Source organism: Halomonas sp. MCCC 1A13316, assembly GCF_014931605.1.
Classification (GTDB): Bacteria; Pseudomonadota; Gammaproteobacteria; order Pseudomonadales; family Halomonadaceae; genus Halomonas.
The window spans coordinates 4,398,328-4,412,069 of sequence record NZ_CP053382.1 but is presented as its reverse complement, the minus strand read 5'-3'; the positions used below and the strand labels follow the sequence as shown (position 1 = coordinate 4,412,069).

11 protein-coding genes are annotated in these 13,742 nt (G+C 57.1%); 5 read left to right on the top strand and 6 right to left on the bottom strand.

Annotation, left to right across the window (positions count from 1 at the left end; all coding sequences use genetic code 11):
* The first annotated feature begins 361 nt into the window (after positions 1-361).
* Positions 362-982: an SOS response-associated peptidase gene (locus tag HNO52_RS20520; protein WP_197567000.1), complete on the top strand. Its 621-nt coding sequence runs from the start codon at positions 362-364 to the stop codon at positions 980-982.
* An 88-nt stretch (positions 983-1,070) separates the two neighbouring features.
* Here HNO52_RS20520 and istB read toward each other — a convergent pair whose 3' ends face one another.
* The 3 genes from istB to HNO52_RS20505 all read right to left on the bottom strand — a co-directional run bounded on the left by istB (position 1,071) and on the right by HNO52_RS20505 (position 4,868).
* A complete protein-coding gene (gene istB, locus HNO52_RS20515) occupies positions 1,071-1,874 on the bottom strand; it encodes an IS21-like element helper ATPase IstB (protein ID WP_442907081.1) in 804 nt (267 codons plus the stop codon).
* Complete coding sequence (gene istA, locus HNO52_RS20510) at positions 1,874-3,055, bottom strand: IS21 family transposase (protein WP_197566998.1); 1,182 nt, start codon at positions 3,053-3,055, stop codon at positions 1,874-1,876. The genes istB and istA overlap by 1 nt, the downstream gene beginning before the upstream one ends.
* 1,069 nt (positions 3,056-4,124) lie before the next feature.
* Entirely contained in the window at positions 4,125-4,868 is a 744-nt protein-coding gene (locus HNO52_RS20505) for a hypothetical protein (protein WP_197566997.1), read from the bottom strand.
* A 149-nt stretch (positions 4,869-5,017) separates the two neighbouring features.
* Between HNO52_RS20505 and HNO52_RS20500 the strand changes: the two genes are divergently transcribed.
* From HNO52_RS20500 to HNO52_RS20485, 4 genes are all read left to right on the top strand, one after another.
* Positions 5,018-6,454: a hypothetical protein gene (locus HNO52_RS20500; protein WP_197566996.1), complete on the top strand. Its 1,437-nt coding sequence runs from the start codon at positions 5,018-5,020 to the stop codon at positions 6,452-6,454.
* Positions 6,455-6,507: 53 nt separating this feature from the next.
* Positions 6,508-6,705 (top strand): helix-turn-helix transcriptional regulator, encoded by a 198-nt coding sequence (locus tag HNO52_RS20495; RefSeq protein WP_197566995.1) that lies wholly within the window; start codon positions 6,508-6,510, stop codon positions 6,703-6,705.
* Between the two features lie 275 nt (positions 6,706-6,980).
* Positions 6,981-7,688 (top strand): inovirus Gp2 family protein, encoded by a 708-nt coding sequence (locus HNO52_RS20490; RefSeq protein WP_197566994.1) that lies wholly within the window; start codon positions 6,981-6,983, stop codon positions 7,686-7,688.
* 7 nt (positions 7,689-7,695) lie between these two features.
* Positions 7,696-8,238 (top strand): DUF4236 domain-containing protein, encoded by a 543-nt coding sequence (locus HNO52_RS20485; protein WP_332107653.1) that lies wholly within the window; start codon positions 7,696-7,698, stop codon positions 8,236-8,238.
* Here the strand turns inward: HNO52_RS20485 and HNO52_RS20480 are convergent.
* From HNO52_RS20480 to HNO52_RS20470, 3 genes are all read right to left on the bottom strand, one after another.
* On the bottom strand, positions 8,164-8,814 hold the full coding sequence (locus tag HNO52_RS20480; protein ID WP_232090425.1) for a hypothetical protein: 651 nt from the start codon (positions 8,812-8,814) through the stop codon (positions 8,164-8,166). The two genes, HNO52_RS20485 and HNO52_RS20480, sit on opposite strands and share 75 nt — an antisense overlap.
* A 77-nt stretch (positions 8,815-8,891) precedes the next feature.
* Positions 8,892-10,922 (bottom strand): BREX-3 system phosphatase PglZ, encoded by a 2,031-nt coding sequence (gene pglZ / locus HNO52_RS20475; RefSeq protein WP_197566991.1) that lies wholly within the window; start codon positions 10,920-10,922, stop codon positions 8,892-8,894.
* Positions 10,919-13,615, bottom strand: coding sequence for a DEAD/DEAH box helicase (locus HNO52_RS20470; RefSeq protein WP_232090424.1), 2,697 nt, complete (start codon positions 13,613-13,615; stop codon positions 10,919-10,921). Before HNO52_RS20470 ends, pglZ begins: the two co-directional genes overlap by 4 nt.
* Positions 13,616-13,742 lie beyond the last annotated feature (127 nt).

Below are 13,742 nucleotides of genomic sequence, written 5' to 3'. Positions count from 1 at the left end.
GCACGAACACATAAATGTGCTCGCCCGTAATTCAAAAACCAGCCCCCCATGATACCCTCCACTTGGCCTGTCTTAACTCGTTTTTATCGACAATGTTCTGACATCACTCGATATTCTGGATCTGAAAATAGTGCGTGAATAATTTTCATAATCCAATCAGGCGCTTGCGGGAAAAATGAGCAGCCAGGCGTGACTTTACTCCCCAGAGTACTCCCCGTTTGGCTGAGGTTGTACGATGCCGCCCTTGTCTGGCAGGTAGCTTGGAGTGAAGGGAACATTCTACCCAAGCGCTGGCGCAGTGGCTATCAAGCGAAAAGATGGGGATGATGGATCTTCTGTCGGCATTGTGGAGACGTCTCGCATGTGTGGCCGTTTCGCTTCCTACAGCGCCTATCCCAAGCTCGCTCGGCGGATGGGTGTCGTGATAGCAGAGGAGGGACCGCCGCCTCGCTACAATATCCCGCCGGGAACTTGGATCAGCGGGTTTCGTCAGGTGGCGCATGAAGCCCCACCCGAGCAATTTGAGCTGTGGTGGGGCTACCGGCCGAAGTGGGCCAAGGGCAAGGCAGCACAGCCAATCAATGCCCGAGTCGAGACGGTGGCCGCCAGCGGCTACTTCAATTACGCCTTCGCAAAGCAGCGCTGTCTCATTCCCGCCGACGGCTGGTTCGAGTGGTTAGTGACCGAAACCGGCAAGCAGCCGCACTACCTTACCCGTACCGAGCGCGAGGATGGCAGCCTGGGCTGTGCAATCCTCACCGCGCCTGCACGCGGTACCGCCGCTGAAGTGCACGACCGCATGCCATTGATCCTGGACGACGCGAGCCTCGAGCCATGGCTCGATCCCGACCTGACGGATCGGGAGACGATTCGGCATGTGGTGCGCCACTTGGATGCGTCACTGATCGAGCATTGGGCGGTGAGCCGGGCCGTGAACCGGCCGGGCAACGATGAGGATGCGGGGCTGATCAACCCCGCCTAGTGACCGTGTCGAGATTGCAACAAAAAGAAGCGTGTCAACGTCAGCGAAGGTTGCCCGCTTTTTATCAATACAGATTGTCCGGTTTTCATCAGTGCTCTTTTATCGGAACAGATTCAGGGTCGTGTGAGGGGTCGTCCTCCTTCTTGGCTTGGGTGGTCACCAGTCCGGCGCGTCGCTTGTCCTTCAGCCGGTAGCTTTCGCCCTTGATGTTCAGCGTGGTCGAGTGGTGCAGCAGCCGATCCAGGATCGCCGTAGCGATGACCTGATCGCCAAAGATCTCGCCCCAGTCCATGAACGATTTGTTCGAGGTCAGGATGGTGCTGGCTCGCTCGTAGCGCCGATTGATCAAGCGGAAGAACAGGCTGGCCTCTTCGCGAGTCATGGGCAGGTAGCCCATCTCGTCGAGCACTAGCACCTTGGGGTAGGTCAGCTGCTGGAGCTGGCGATCCAGGCGGTTCTCCTGCCGTGAGCGCATCAGCGTGCTGACCAATCGATCCAGAGTCATGAACAGCACGCGGTGGCCGGCTTCGGCGGCCTTCACTGCTAACGCCACGGCGAGGTGCGTCTTGCCCACCCCGGGCGGGCCGAGCAGCACCACGTTTTCGCCACGTTCGACGAAGCCCAGGCCGGCCAGGTCGCGCACGATCTTGTGATCGATGCTGGGCTGGAAGCTGAAGTCGAACTGCTCCAGGGTCTTGATCCAGGGCAGTCGAGCCTGCTTCAGGCGGGACTCAAGTCCCTTCTGGTGGCGGCCGCCCCACTCCTGGGCGAGGGCCTGCTCGAGGAACTCGCGGTAGTTCAGGTCCTGCTTGCTGGCGTGCTCGCAGAGGCTGTCGAGCGAGGCCTGCAGGTGCTCCATCTTCAGGCGGTTGAGTAGCTGATCCAGGGCCATCACAGCACCTCCTCGTAGACGCTCAGGTCGCGCTGCTGAACGGCGTGGGTCTGCTGCCACAGGGCGGCATGGTGCTCCGGCACGGTGCGCCAGCCGGCCTGTGGGGCCTGGAGGCGATGCTGGGCGATCCGGTCACCGGCCGGGGTATAAACGCTCAGTTCGTCATCCAGGCTCAAGCGAATCACTACGGCCTGGCCGCAGTAGCCATCGGGCACGCTGTAGCGGTTGCCACGCACTTCGATGTAGCCGTCCCAGCCGACCTGGCGCAGATCATGGTAACGAGTATCGAAGTCCGTTGTCGGCAGCGTCTGGAGGGCTTCCAGTTCGGTGGTAAAACGTTCGGCCGGAGTTTGCCGGAACTGCCGTAGCGGTCGCTGATCGGCCACTCGCTCCAGCCATTGCTGGAGCAGCTGGTTGAGATGGGCATAGCTCTCGAACTGCCGGTAGCGCTGGAAGAAATGCTGCTTCACGTAGCCCACCATGCGCTCGGTCTTGCCCTTGGTGCGTGGACGCTGCGGGCGGCATGCCTTGGGGGCGAAACCGTAGTGGTTGGCCAGTTGCAGAAAGCCGGCATTGAAGATGACGCGGTGATCCCGGTCATGCTTGAGTACCGCGGCCTTCTGGTTATCTACCAGCACCGTGCGCGGCACGCCGCCGAAGTGACGGAAGGCCTGCACCAACGCTTCGTAGGTATGCTCGGCATCCTGGCTGGGCGCTGCCCAGGCATGGAAGCGGCGCGAATAGCCCAACGTGTTAACCGCGAAGTTGACCTTGCAGCGCTCACCGGCCACCACCGTTTCAATCTCGCCCCAGTCATGTTGTAGCTGGAAGCCGGGCGGGGTCTCGAAGCGCACGGTCTGCTTGCTGGGCCGCAGAGCTCGCTTGGGCTGGACGTACATCCGCACCATGGTGCTACCGCCGGTATAGCCCTGCTCACGGATCAACTGGAAAATCACCGTGGCGTTCCAGACGTTATCGGCCAACAGCTGATCGATGACCGGCTTGTAGGAATCCAGCTTGCTCGCTCGTGGCTTGGTCGGACGGCCGGTCGGCGCTGCCTCGCGGCCCAGATGACGGCGTACGGTACGTTCACAGCAGCCGATCTGATGGGCGATGTCCACGAGGTGAGCGCCTCGCTGGTGAAGTTGCTTTATCATGAGAAAGTCCTCTCGGCTCAGCATGGCCAAGTCTCTTGTAGGCTTCGTCACCAACAAGGGAAGGCCATGCGGGTCGGGGGGACAATCTGTTTTGATGATCTACGGACTTATAGCTCTGACGCTGACAAGCGAAGACTTACAGCGCTTCATAACGTGGGTTAACACGGTTTTCGTTCAGGTCTACTACCTTGGTGGATAACGGGCTAGGGAGAGCCCTACAGGGAAGGCCGAGCGATGGAGCGCTCAGAACCAAGGATGCTTGGGCAGGAAGCCTAAGGTTGGTTTGATAGGGAAGCGTTGTTAGCAAGCCCGGCCCCAGTGGTCGGGCTTCTTTCTGCAGGCCGACTCGGCGTATGGCTCCCTATTGCAGGTTTCCCCCTGCGAGAGACGCTTTGGATTCGCGTTCTCCATGGGTTCGCCAAAATATCGCGTCTCATCGCGCCTGCCCTGGCTACTGCCAGGGCTCTTTTACTTGGCCCGTGCGATCGGCAGTTCGTTCCATCGCGTCGAATAATGCAGCATGAAATTGGCGTAGCGAATTTACCGGTAGGCACCTATGATGGGCGTGCCGAGCATCACCGTAACTCGGCTCATCCTGGTGTTCAGATTGAGCATCACGTTCATCAGCTTCAGGCTGCGCCATTGACAACGACATTGCTTTAGGGCGCGTAGAGTAATAGTAGCTGCTGGTGACTGGTATCGATCAGATCGAGCCACATCCCTACGGATTTCTACTACCGGAGACGGTATTAGCGAGGGCCTAAAGGCATTACCTCATCCTTCTGGGGCATTTTCCCCTCTTGGAGAAAGATTACCTCCGTGTGGATTATAGCCACGTTCTTATTTTCTTCTTATTCAAGCGCCTTTTCCTGCACGCGCCTAAGTAAATCACGCCTCGAGTAAGAAACCATAACGCCTCGATTCTGTGGGGTTGAGTGCTCGCATGATGATCTCTCTTCCGCTTAAGCGCGTGAGCTTAATCGACTGCTTGAGCCAAGCTAAAAGAAACTGGCTTGAGCTGGGCTGCGAGTGGAGATTATTCGTTAAGCATTAAACCTGTTTTTCCTTTATCTTGGTTTAACTAAACGTTCGTCTATCCATCAGAATGTGTCTTATCCTCCAAAAGGTTTTGTGTTGTTGATAAGTAGGCTCTAATTGGTTTAATTCCAGTCCTAAGTAGGCGAATATCTGATATTGGCTCTAAAATTTCTTCGATTCTCTTCCGTAGAGTCTCGTTAAATTTTTCATTTTTAAATTCTTCCAGCTCTTCTTTATTTATTGGCCCCATGGCTTCTTCATATAAACTTCTGAGCATGACCTCTTCGGCGAGCTTTTCTGAGAGGGTGTTGATGATTTTGTTGCGAATTTTTTCAGCCGCGGCCTTTTCGCCGCTTAGCGCTTTTAAATTCTTCTGCAGAGTTTCGATTTTTTTCTTTGATTGCTTGTTTAAGCGTTGATTTTGATTTGCTGCATCGTGGATGATCTGTCGCAACGTTTGTGTCCTTGAATGACTTCTATCTTTCGCTATTTTTTCCAATTCGCTGACTGTTTTTTCGGGAAGCTGAAAGCTGACCTGCTTACCTTTTTTCTTCCGGTATGATTGTTGATGCCAGGCGGCTCGCATCTTCCTTATAATTTCGCGAAATTCAGCATTGGGAAGTTCCTTCTCAAATATTTTTATAAGTGTTTGATTGCTACCATCAAGGGTAAAAAAACCCCCTAGAAACGCTTGCATATTTTTCTTGTAGAGATAGTCCACTATCCAGTCTATTTGATCCTGGTTTTCATTAGTCATCCAGTTAAGTAGTGACTGATGCTCAGCGTGACAGCGCTCCATGGCCTTCTCCGAATGCAATATGCTTCGCTACGTGCAACCACCCGTAAATATACATGAACAATCACACTGTGACCATACCAGTGCTAAGCTGGTATGGTGCTAGGGTTCATTTCGGAACAAAAAAAGGAAAATGGTGTTACCATGTACTCATGGACACTCGCATCCTTCACTATGTAGAACCTGGCTTGGGCCCGGAAGAGCGCTGGTTTTTACTTCAGTGGTCGATGGTCTTTGGGCTTGATCAGATGCTTACGTGCACCTTGTTGGAGCTCAACAACCGCCTTGGGTTGTCGCCCCAGCATGCGAAAAAGGCACTGGCATCCTTGAAAGTAAACGGCTATCTCTCTTGTGAGACTGTTCGCCATGGCAGGGGACGCCCTGTCTCTAGCCACCGTGTCTCGTCAAGGCTTCTTCGCAGTCTCGAAAAGTTGGATGCGACTATACCTCCCCACCAGCCGGAAATCGAAGCGCTCTGCCGCAATGCAATTACTATCCGGGCATCCCGCAAAGAAAAGACACAAAACCTGATGAGCGGCGAGCAGAGATCCAATATTTTAGTCCCTGCTACTTATTGGCTGCTGACTGTTCTCCTCGCCCATGCAGACACACCAGGAATTGTCAGAGGCGTAAGTTTTGGGAATCTCAGATCAGTCACTGGAATGACGAAGGAAAGGTTGAAAAGCCAACTTTCCAAGCTCAAGAAGCTTGGGGTCATTGCCAATCATGAGCCAGGCGTATTGAGAAGCCAAGAAGGGAGTATGCGTTCCGTTTTTTTTCTCAATCTGGCTCACCCTCTTCTTATGGGAGAAGACTCCAGAGGTCTATCAGTAATTATCAGTTCCACTGGTCGGCCTGGGAATAAAAACTTCCTTTCGGGCTTCTATGATGCAGCCTTGGTCGCCAGCGAGGTGATTGAGAATGCCGAGAAGATACGTGAAAAGATCGATGAGATCACTGTCGTAGATTTGGGTTTAGAAGAGCATGAAGCCCAATGGGAGAGCATGCTCTTGAAGAATCGCTACGCGAATACCTACAACCACCTGCTCCAAAATGCACGATCTCTGCTCCCCCCACTAAAATTCTTGGAGCCGGTAGTCGACGAAGTTTTGGAGTTTCACCGGCTAGGCATGGGATCCATCCTCAAAGCTCATATCCTCAGCTATGCCGTTATGCTACTTTCCAACCATTGGGTCGAGATCGAGCATGGGCGGGGAAAACCCAGCGACCCCATCGGTTCTATAATGACGACAATTAAGAGGGACTGTTCATCCTTGGTTGTGGCTGATGACAGCCAAGATGCTGTCGATTTCCACACCTTCATCTATGCCTTGGCACACCACCTAGCAGTGGAGCTATATTACGTTTTGAAACAAGTCGAGCAGCAGCAGTTCGATTGCGATTTTGCTGTTGCCTTCTTTTCAGTAGAACCGTTAAAGCATGAAGGAAATGAATTATGGAAACTAGATGTTCACTTTCGCCCATCGGATGGAGTCATGTATCTCAATAATGTCCTCATTTCTATCCGCAGCGTCAACATTTCATTGCCTGTGGAATTTAATGTGCTTGCGGGGGGTAAGGAAAATTAATGTAAAGTAATACTCGCCTGCTTCATCTCATGAACGAATCACAGGAGTTCGTCATGAGCATGAAACTGATCCGCATTAAGGAGGTCATGGACCGCACCGGACTCGGTCGGTCCACGGTCTACAAGTACATGAACCTCGGGCTTTTCCCCAAGCCCATCAAGCTTGGCACTCGGGCCGTGGCCTGGGTCGAGAGTGAGGTGGTGGCATGGATTCAACTCGGCATCGAATGTCGGGATGGCGAGTCCACCTAGTATCCTTTTTTAGTAAGACCTGATTTAATTAAAGAGCGGAGAATCCGCCTTCATCCCCGCTGTCCCATCAGTGCCCACCTGCATTTCTGGTCCTCGCATCAGCATTTACGGCCCTTGTTTAATTGTTATTACCGTAATCAAGAGAGCAGGGAGGGGCCTTCAGCCCCGAATCCAAGCGAGCAAGGGAAGAGTCACAGCAACAGCAGCATCCACCCACCTACCAACCCTGAATCCAGCATTAGCTGGAGGATTAATCGTGCCTGATATCAGCGCCGATGACCGACAAGGCATCGGCGTTTACTCATGTCACTGGAGATTTGAAAATGACTACGAGACACCCCACCAATCCCAACCTTCACCTGACTCACTCCGCCTCGTTCAACGGGATGGATGTCCAAGAGAGGGCCTTACCCATGGTGAGTGAATACTTACAGGCGCTCCAAGACACGCTAGAGCGAGCCACCAGCGACTACCAGCGAGTGCTGGCCTTCCGTGTTGACCCGGTCATCCCTACAGCGATCAGCGACCGTATGACGCTGCAAGACCATCAGAGCCTGATTCGGCGGTTCATCGCTGCCCTCAAGGCCATTATCAAGCACGACCAAGAAATGAAGCTTCGGAGCGGCTGGAGGCCAGGAACTAAGGTTCGCTACGTCTGGTGCCGTGAGGTCGGCGACAATGGCAAACCGCATTATCATTTCTTCCTGATTTTCAACCGCGAGGCCTATCACAGGCCAGGAAGGGCATGCTCGTCCAACGAGAACCTTATCAGCCGTATCTCTCGGGCCTGGTACAGCGCGTTAGGGGTGGCGTGGAACCCCCAGGAACCCTGGATTCATGTTCCACAGAACCCGTGGTACTGGGTCGACCGAGATGATGCGAAAAGCTTTGAGGAGGCCTTCTACCGGGCATCGTACCTCTGCAAGGCCGAGACGAAGCTCTACGGACAGGGGATGAGGGCATTCAGTACCAGTCGGAACTGAGAATACTATGCCCCTGCCTACACAGCAGGGGCAGTTTCTTTTTTGGTTTCGTGGACCAGACGTTATTCAGGGAGGGTTTATGGCTTTTCGATCCCAGCGCCGTATCACCCTCGCGCCAAGGCTGCGGCTGAACCTCAGCAAGCGTGGCCTTGGTCTGTCGGTGGGTCCGCGCGGGGTTAGTCTCAGCGTTGGCTCAGTGGGATGTAGGTCATGCCGGCCTTCCGGCACAGGCCTGGCTTACCGCCAGAAGCTCGACAACAAAGATGCTGATCGTCGGGGTGCTGCTTCTCCGTCATCAGCAGGGTGCAGTGCCGCGACAGTCCTGGAGGAGTTGATGGCCGAAGGCGCTTGCCTGCCGGTGCACCTGGAGGTTCTCGACAACGTGAAGTTCGATTACTTCCACGTCTTCGGTTATGAAGAACGGCTCAGGTTGATCGCTCTCTTGGATCGATACGTTTTCGTCTTGAATCAAGTCTTAGTCATCCGTCCGCAAGCCGACCACCTGGCTGCCAGGGCCTTGGGCGTGGAGCGTCAGGCTCGGGCTTTGTGACGCCAAGTAGCCCAACGGTTGATCGAGAACGAATGGATAGAGCACGGCCAAGGATGACAGGGCTGGCACGGACACCGATTTGCCGCCGTAGCGCAAGGCAGCCTCGATCAGCCAGGCGATCGTCTCGGCATCATTGAGCACCAGGGGTTTCAGGCGGACCAGGCGATTGCCTTTCTCCGCGCGCTCGATGGCGCCCCAGTTGGCTTGCGACTGCAGGACCATGTTGGTCATGCGGTAGGTGCCTTCCCGTTCACCATAGACTTCGCTCATACGACGATGGACTTCTGTCGAGGCGCAGTCTCCCTGGAGTGCGGACAAGCGGCCCACCAATTCAGCGACCTTGCCGAAGAATGGGTAACTGGCGATTGCCATTCCCCAGGTCAAGGCAGCGGTTGGAACGCCAGGGTTGGCCTTGTAGAGGGCGATACCGCGTTCAGCGAAGCTGGCCAGTTCCGGTCGTGGTTCGAGCCATAGGCGATTCAGTACGGTGCGCGTCTTTTTGCGCGCCGCCACGCCGAGCCCAGCCTCATCCAGCAGGGCATTCAAGTCATCGGGTTCAGCCAGGCCTGCACGCATCCGTAAAGCCGCTGATGCCCACTCCAGCGCTATGTATCGGTCAAAGCCGATTTTTGGGGCAGGCGGATTGGTCGTTTTCAATTGACGTAACTCACTTTCACAAAGGGCACGATAAGTTCTTCCAGGGACATGCCACCGTGAACCACCACCTGGTCCCCCTTTGGAACAAAGGCTCCGCGCTCTCCTGCAAACAGCGGCATGAAGTTGGCCGGCAGTCCAGCGATATCCAGACGAAAGCTGGCCGGTATCGCAGTTGCTGTCTCGGCAATCATAGTTTCACTGCGATAGGTGCGCACCCGTTCGCCGCGCAGCTCCGAGGCAACCCCCTGATTTGGGCGGCCAATGCCCACGGCTTCCGCATTGCCGTGGTCGGCAGTCAGGTAAATGTGGAAGCCCTGGTCGAGCAGCATTGCTAACAGCCGATCAACAAACCCCGACTCACACCAGCTGTTGATCTGCGCAGCCACTCCGCGTTTGCCGAGCACAGCGCCGTGGATGATTTCATCCACGGTATCCACCACCAGGCCGGCGACTTTCAGGGCAGGATTCGAGAGCAGCTCCTGCAACTCCGGCAGCTCATCAGTGCGCTTGATCGCCTTTCGATAGAGGATCTCGTTGGCACGCAATCCCTGGTCCTGCCAGAATCGGGTCCAATGCTGAGGTTCTTTTGAGGTTGTCTCGATGTGCTCAGCGAACTCGCGTGGGCGCAGGCCGGAGAATAACGCCTGCCTGGAAATGGATGTCAGCGTAGGCAGCCAGGCAAAGCAGGCGTTTTCATTAAACATCAGACGCGGCGCATGCTGGATGAGGTTCTCGCGAATCTGTGTCCACTGATCGACAGCCAACCCGTCGAAGACGACCAGCGCAATTTTTTCCTCACCGTTTGCTCGGCGCATCGCCAGGTAGCGCGGCACTTGATGCACCATCACCGGCCCCTTGGCAGCGGGCAGGGAAGGTAGGTCAGCGTAGTGCGCCTGAACCCAGGTTTGCAGCTCACTGTCGGCGCGAGCCACCAGATCCTTCATGTCCGCCTTCAGACCTTCTGCACGCACGGCATCCAGGCTATGGAAGCGCGAAATTACTTCACCAAGCCGCCGCGCAAAGTGGGTCCAGTCCCTGTGCGGCGATGTGACGCCAGGCAGCTCTTCACTGAGGCTCTTGATGCCCTCCAGCACCAGGTTGCGCATTGCTGCCGGGTCCTGCACTACGCCAGCCTTTGCCCATTCCGGCAAGCTGACCGGTACGCCCTGAATGGCCAGCGGGTGTAGCGTGCCGTCCAGGAACATCGAATCAACGATGACGCGGATGTCGTGATGTTCGAAGGGAATGTCGAGCTGCGGTATGTAGTCCGGCGCTACCGGCTCCGCCGTGCGCCTGCCGATCAGCCCCAGTTTGTTCAGGTAGCGGTACCAGGCGTCCTGCACCACACGCAGCGCATAACTTCTGTTGGAGAACAGCTCGGCAATCGGGCTGCTGGCGAACACCTGTCGGTCAGCCAATACTTGGTGGATATGCTCGGCCAGGGTCTGAGGTAGCAGCGTCTCGCGATAGTGCAGCCGCAGCAGCTCACGCCACAAATCCTCTGGGCGGCTAATCAAGTGGGGGCTTACCCGGTAGATGTGCGTCAGCACAAACTCTTTTGTGGCGGCTTCGCCCATCGCCTGAGTCGCGTGGCGCGCCTGCACCTCGAACAGCGACGGCAAGATCTCACTACCCAGCTGCCTGAGCACCGTATAGCTGAGTTTTGGAAACAGCTCTGCGAGCGAGAGACTGACCTTGCGCGCCTGGCGTAAGTAATCCCAAGGCAGCTCCGCAGTGCTGGAATCGCGCACCTGGATGACCAGGGCGCCGGGTGCATTGGGCTCTCCAGCCTCCCAGGCGGCGCGGTAGCGTTCTTCGTATTCGGCACGAAAGGCGATGCTGTCCTCAAACGGCAGCACCTCGAAGCCGCGTTCACGCAGTCCGGCCAGTACCTGCTCGTCCAGCAGCACGTTGTCCGGGTCCGCCACAATCCACAGCCGGGCCAGGTCGGACGGGAATTCCTTCAAAATGCGTTCAGCCAGCAGCGTGCTGCGGTGGGCGACATTGTCCTTGGATAAGTACGTCATGCTGCGGCCCCTCCCGCCGAGCCAATGCGCAGTATCAGCACGGCATTCAGCTCTGGCGTGCAGGCTTCTGCTTCCGCGAGATCTGCCATACGGGCCTGATGTTCGGTTTCAAGGCGCTTACGCCGGTGCTCGCGGACGGCAGGCAGGCCGATTCGGCCAATGGCCTGAAAGCGCGACTCGAAGGCATAGCGGGCGCGCTCACGTTCCTCGGCAAGCCAGGTTCGGTGCTCTTCCAGCAGCTCGGAGAACAGCCGCTCACCCTGACCTTTGGCTGCCGTCAGCGATTGCTCAAAGAGTGCGGCTGCATGCTCACTGTCCGGGTCCGCCGTCAGGCGCACCTCTTCAGTCAGCAACAGATCCCAGATCCGCTTGGCGGTGGGAACAAAGCTGCGTCCATCATCGGTAATAAAGATCGGCAGGAAACGACGCCGGATGAAGTTGGCCGAGCTGTTGGAAGCAGCCAGGCTCACGCTCCACAGCGACCAGGTGCCCTGTATGGTGTCAGGGAGACCGGTTACCTGAACAACAGGCAGCGGCTGGCCGGCCACGCAGCGCGGCAGATCGCCGATCAGCGCACGGGCTCGGGGATCTTCCAGCGTGATCCACTCCATCTCCGGGTTCTGCTCAGCGGTTCGCGCATCAAAGCAGACAGGGAAAGATTCACTGCCATCCGCCCACATTAAACGCCAGGTATGGTCTGACTGCTCCGCTGCGCCGCCACGGGTGGGCAAGCCGGTTGTTACCGCACGCTCCAGCCAGTACTGCGCTGGGTGGTCCCGCCATTTCTGGGACTCAACCGCTTCCAGCGAGTGATCATCGGTCAACAGATCCGTATCGGCACGGCTTGCGGCCACTTTCTCGCGTACCTGGTTGATGACTGCGTCGCACTCCTTGTCGATGGACGCTGGATCTTGCAAGCCATACACAAACAGCTCATCAAACAGCGGCTCGACTTCCACGGAGTCCATCACGTCGGCGGCTTTATCGACTCCGAACTCCTGGGCAATGATCTCCAGCTTCTGTTCCAGCACCTCGCGCACCCGGTGCTCCACCGTGTCTTCCAGCACGAAGTTGATGGCGCGCACCACATGGGGCTGTCCAATACGGTCAACGCGGCCGATTCGCTGTTCCAGACGCATCGGGTTCCAGGGCATATCGAAGTTGACGATCACATGGCAGAACTGCAGGTTCAGGCCTTCACCACCGGCGTCGGTAGAGATCAGTACCCGTACGTCGCGAGAAAATGCCTGCTGGGCGCGGGTGCGCGCCTCCAGATCCATGCCGCCGTTAAGCAGGACAATGGAAAACCCGCGGCTTTCCAGAAACTCGGCCAGCATGGCTTGGGTGGGCACAAACTCAGTGAACACCAGCACCTTCAGTTCAGGGTCGTTCTCTTCCTGTTGCAGCTTGTAGATCAGCTCCAGCAGCGCTTCGGCCTTGGCATCGGTGCCTTGCCGCTCGGTTTCCCGAGCCAGATCAAGCAGCATCTCGACTTCGGCTTTTTCCTGCTCCCAGTTGCTGGCCTGCAGCGCCACGTCGAGTTGTGACTGCCCGTCGAGCTCAGCCCACTCGTCCAGGTCCACGCTATCAAACAGCGTAGCCTGTGGCTGTGGCGCATCCAGCAAGGCCTGGCGTCTCTCCAGCGTGGCACGGATGGCTGCGGTGCTGGAGGTCACCAGCCGTTGCATCAGGATCATCAGAAACCCGATGTGGCGCTGCTTGGCGGCCATGGCCTGGTTGTAGCCGTGGCGCACATAGTCGGTGACTGCGTCATACAGCTGCTTCTGCGCCGTGTGCCGTGCCTGCCAGGCAACCGCCTGCAGCCGCGTAGAGCGTGGCTTGAACAAGGGCAGGCCATCGGCGTTGATGGCGGAACGCTTTTCGGTGCGGATGACAAAGGGCTGCACCCGGTCACGGTGGATGCTGCCTTCATCAACAAAGGCCTCGCGGTCGAGCAACTGCATCAGGCGCAAAAACTGATCAGTCTTGCCCTGGTGTGGCGTAGCGGACAGCAGCAACAGGTAAGGGGCAGCTTCTGCCAGAGCGGCGCCCAGCTTGTAGCGGGCGACCTGGTCGGTACTGCCACCCATGCGGTGGGACTCATCAATGATCACCAGATCCCAGCCGGCGGAAACCAGATCTTCGAATCGCTCGCGGTTGTAGGTGTTGAGTTGTTCCAGGCTCCAGCCACGGCGGCCCTCAATGGGCTTGACCGAGTCCAGCGACACGATCACCTGGTCGTGCATAGCCCAGAGGTTGTCGTCGTTCTGGGTGCCCTCAGCGCGCCAGGCGCGAAAGGCTGCCAGCTCGGTGGCTTCGATAAAGCGCAGGTGCTCGCCGAAATGCAAACGCATCTCCGCCTGCCATTGCCGGATCAGGCCTTTGGGGGCCACCACCAGCACCCGTCGCACCATGCCGCGCAGCTTCAGCTCGCGCAGGATCAGGCCAGCCTCGATGGTCTTGCCCAGGCCCACCTCGTCGGCCAGCAGGTAGCGAATGCGGTCGCGGCTCATGGCCCGGTTCAGCGCGTACAGCTGGTGGGGCAGCGGCACCACACTGGACTGGACGGGGGCCAGCAGCAAGTTGTCTTCCAAAGCATCCAACAGCTTTGCGGATGCCGCCGTATGCAGGATCTGCTCAACCGCCGGGCGCACCGCTGCCAGGTCATCGAGATCCTGGGCGCGGGCACGCACCACCGTATTCTTGGCCGGCAGCCACACACGATAGGCCACTTCGCCCCACACGTCCTGGCGTTCAACGACGCGGCACGGAGTTGCCTGCCGGACGAACCAGCACCAATCGCCAATGGTGTAATCGCCT

Coding starts and splice junctions, on each gene's coding strand:
- HNO52_RS20495 (WP_197566995.1), top strand. CDS start 6,508: ATGAGCATGAAACTGATCCGCATTAAGGAGGTCATGGACCGCACCGGA.
- HNO52_RS20490 (WP_197566994.1), top strand. CDS start 6,981: ATGACCGACAAGGCATCGGCGTTTACTCATGTCACTGGAGATTTGAAA.
- HNO52_RS20505 (WP_197566997.1), bottom strand. CDS start 4,868: ATGGAGCGCTGTCACGCTGAGCATCAGTCACTACTTAACTGGATGACT.
- HNO52_RS20500 (WP_197566996.1), top strand. CDS start 5,018: ATGGACACTCGCATCCTTCACTATGTAGAACCTGGCTTGGGCCCGGAA.
- istB (WP_442907081.1), bottom strand. CDS start 1,874: ATGGCCCTGGATCAGCTACTCAACCGCCTGAAGATGGAGCACCTGCAG.
- HNO52_RS20520 (WP_197567000.1), top strand. CDS start 362: ATGTGTGGCCGTTTCGCTTCCTACAGCGCCTATCCCAAGCTCGCTCGG.
- HNO52_RS20480 (WP_232090425.1), bottom strand. CDS start 8,814: ATGCGTGCAGGCCTGGCTGAACCCGATGACTTGAATGCCCTGCTGGAT.
- pglZ (WP_197566991.1), bottom strand. CDS start 10,922: ATGACGTACTTATCCAAGGACAATGTCGCCCACCGCAGCACGCTGCTG.
- HNO52_RS20485 (WP_332107653.1), top strand. CDS start 7,696: ATGCCCCTGCCTACACAGCAGGGGCAGTTTCTTTTTTGGTTTCGTGGA.
- istA (WP_197566998.1), bottom strand. CDS start 3,055: ATGCTGAGCCGAGAGGACTTTCTCATGATAAAGCAACTTCACCAGCGA.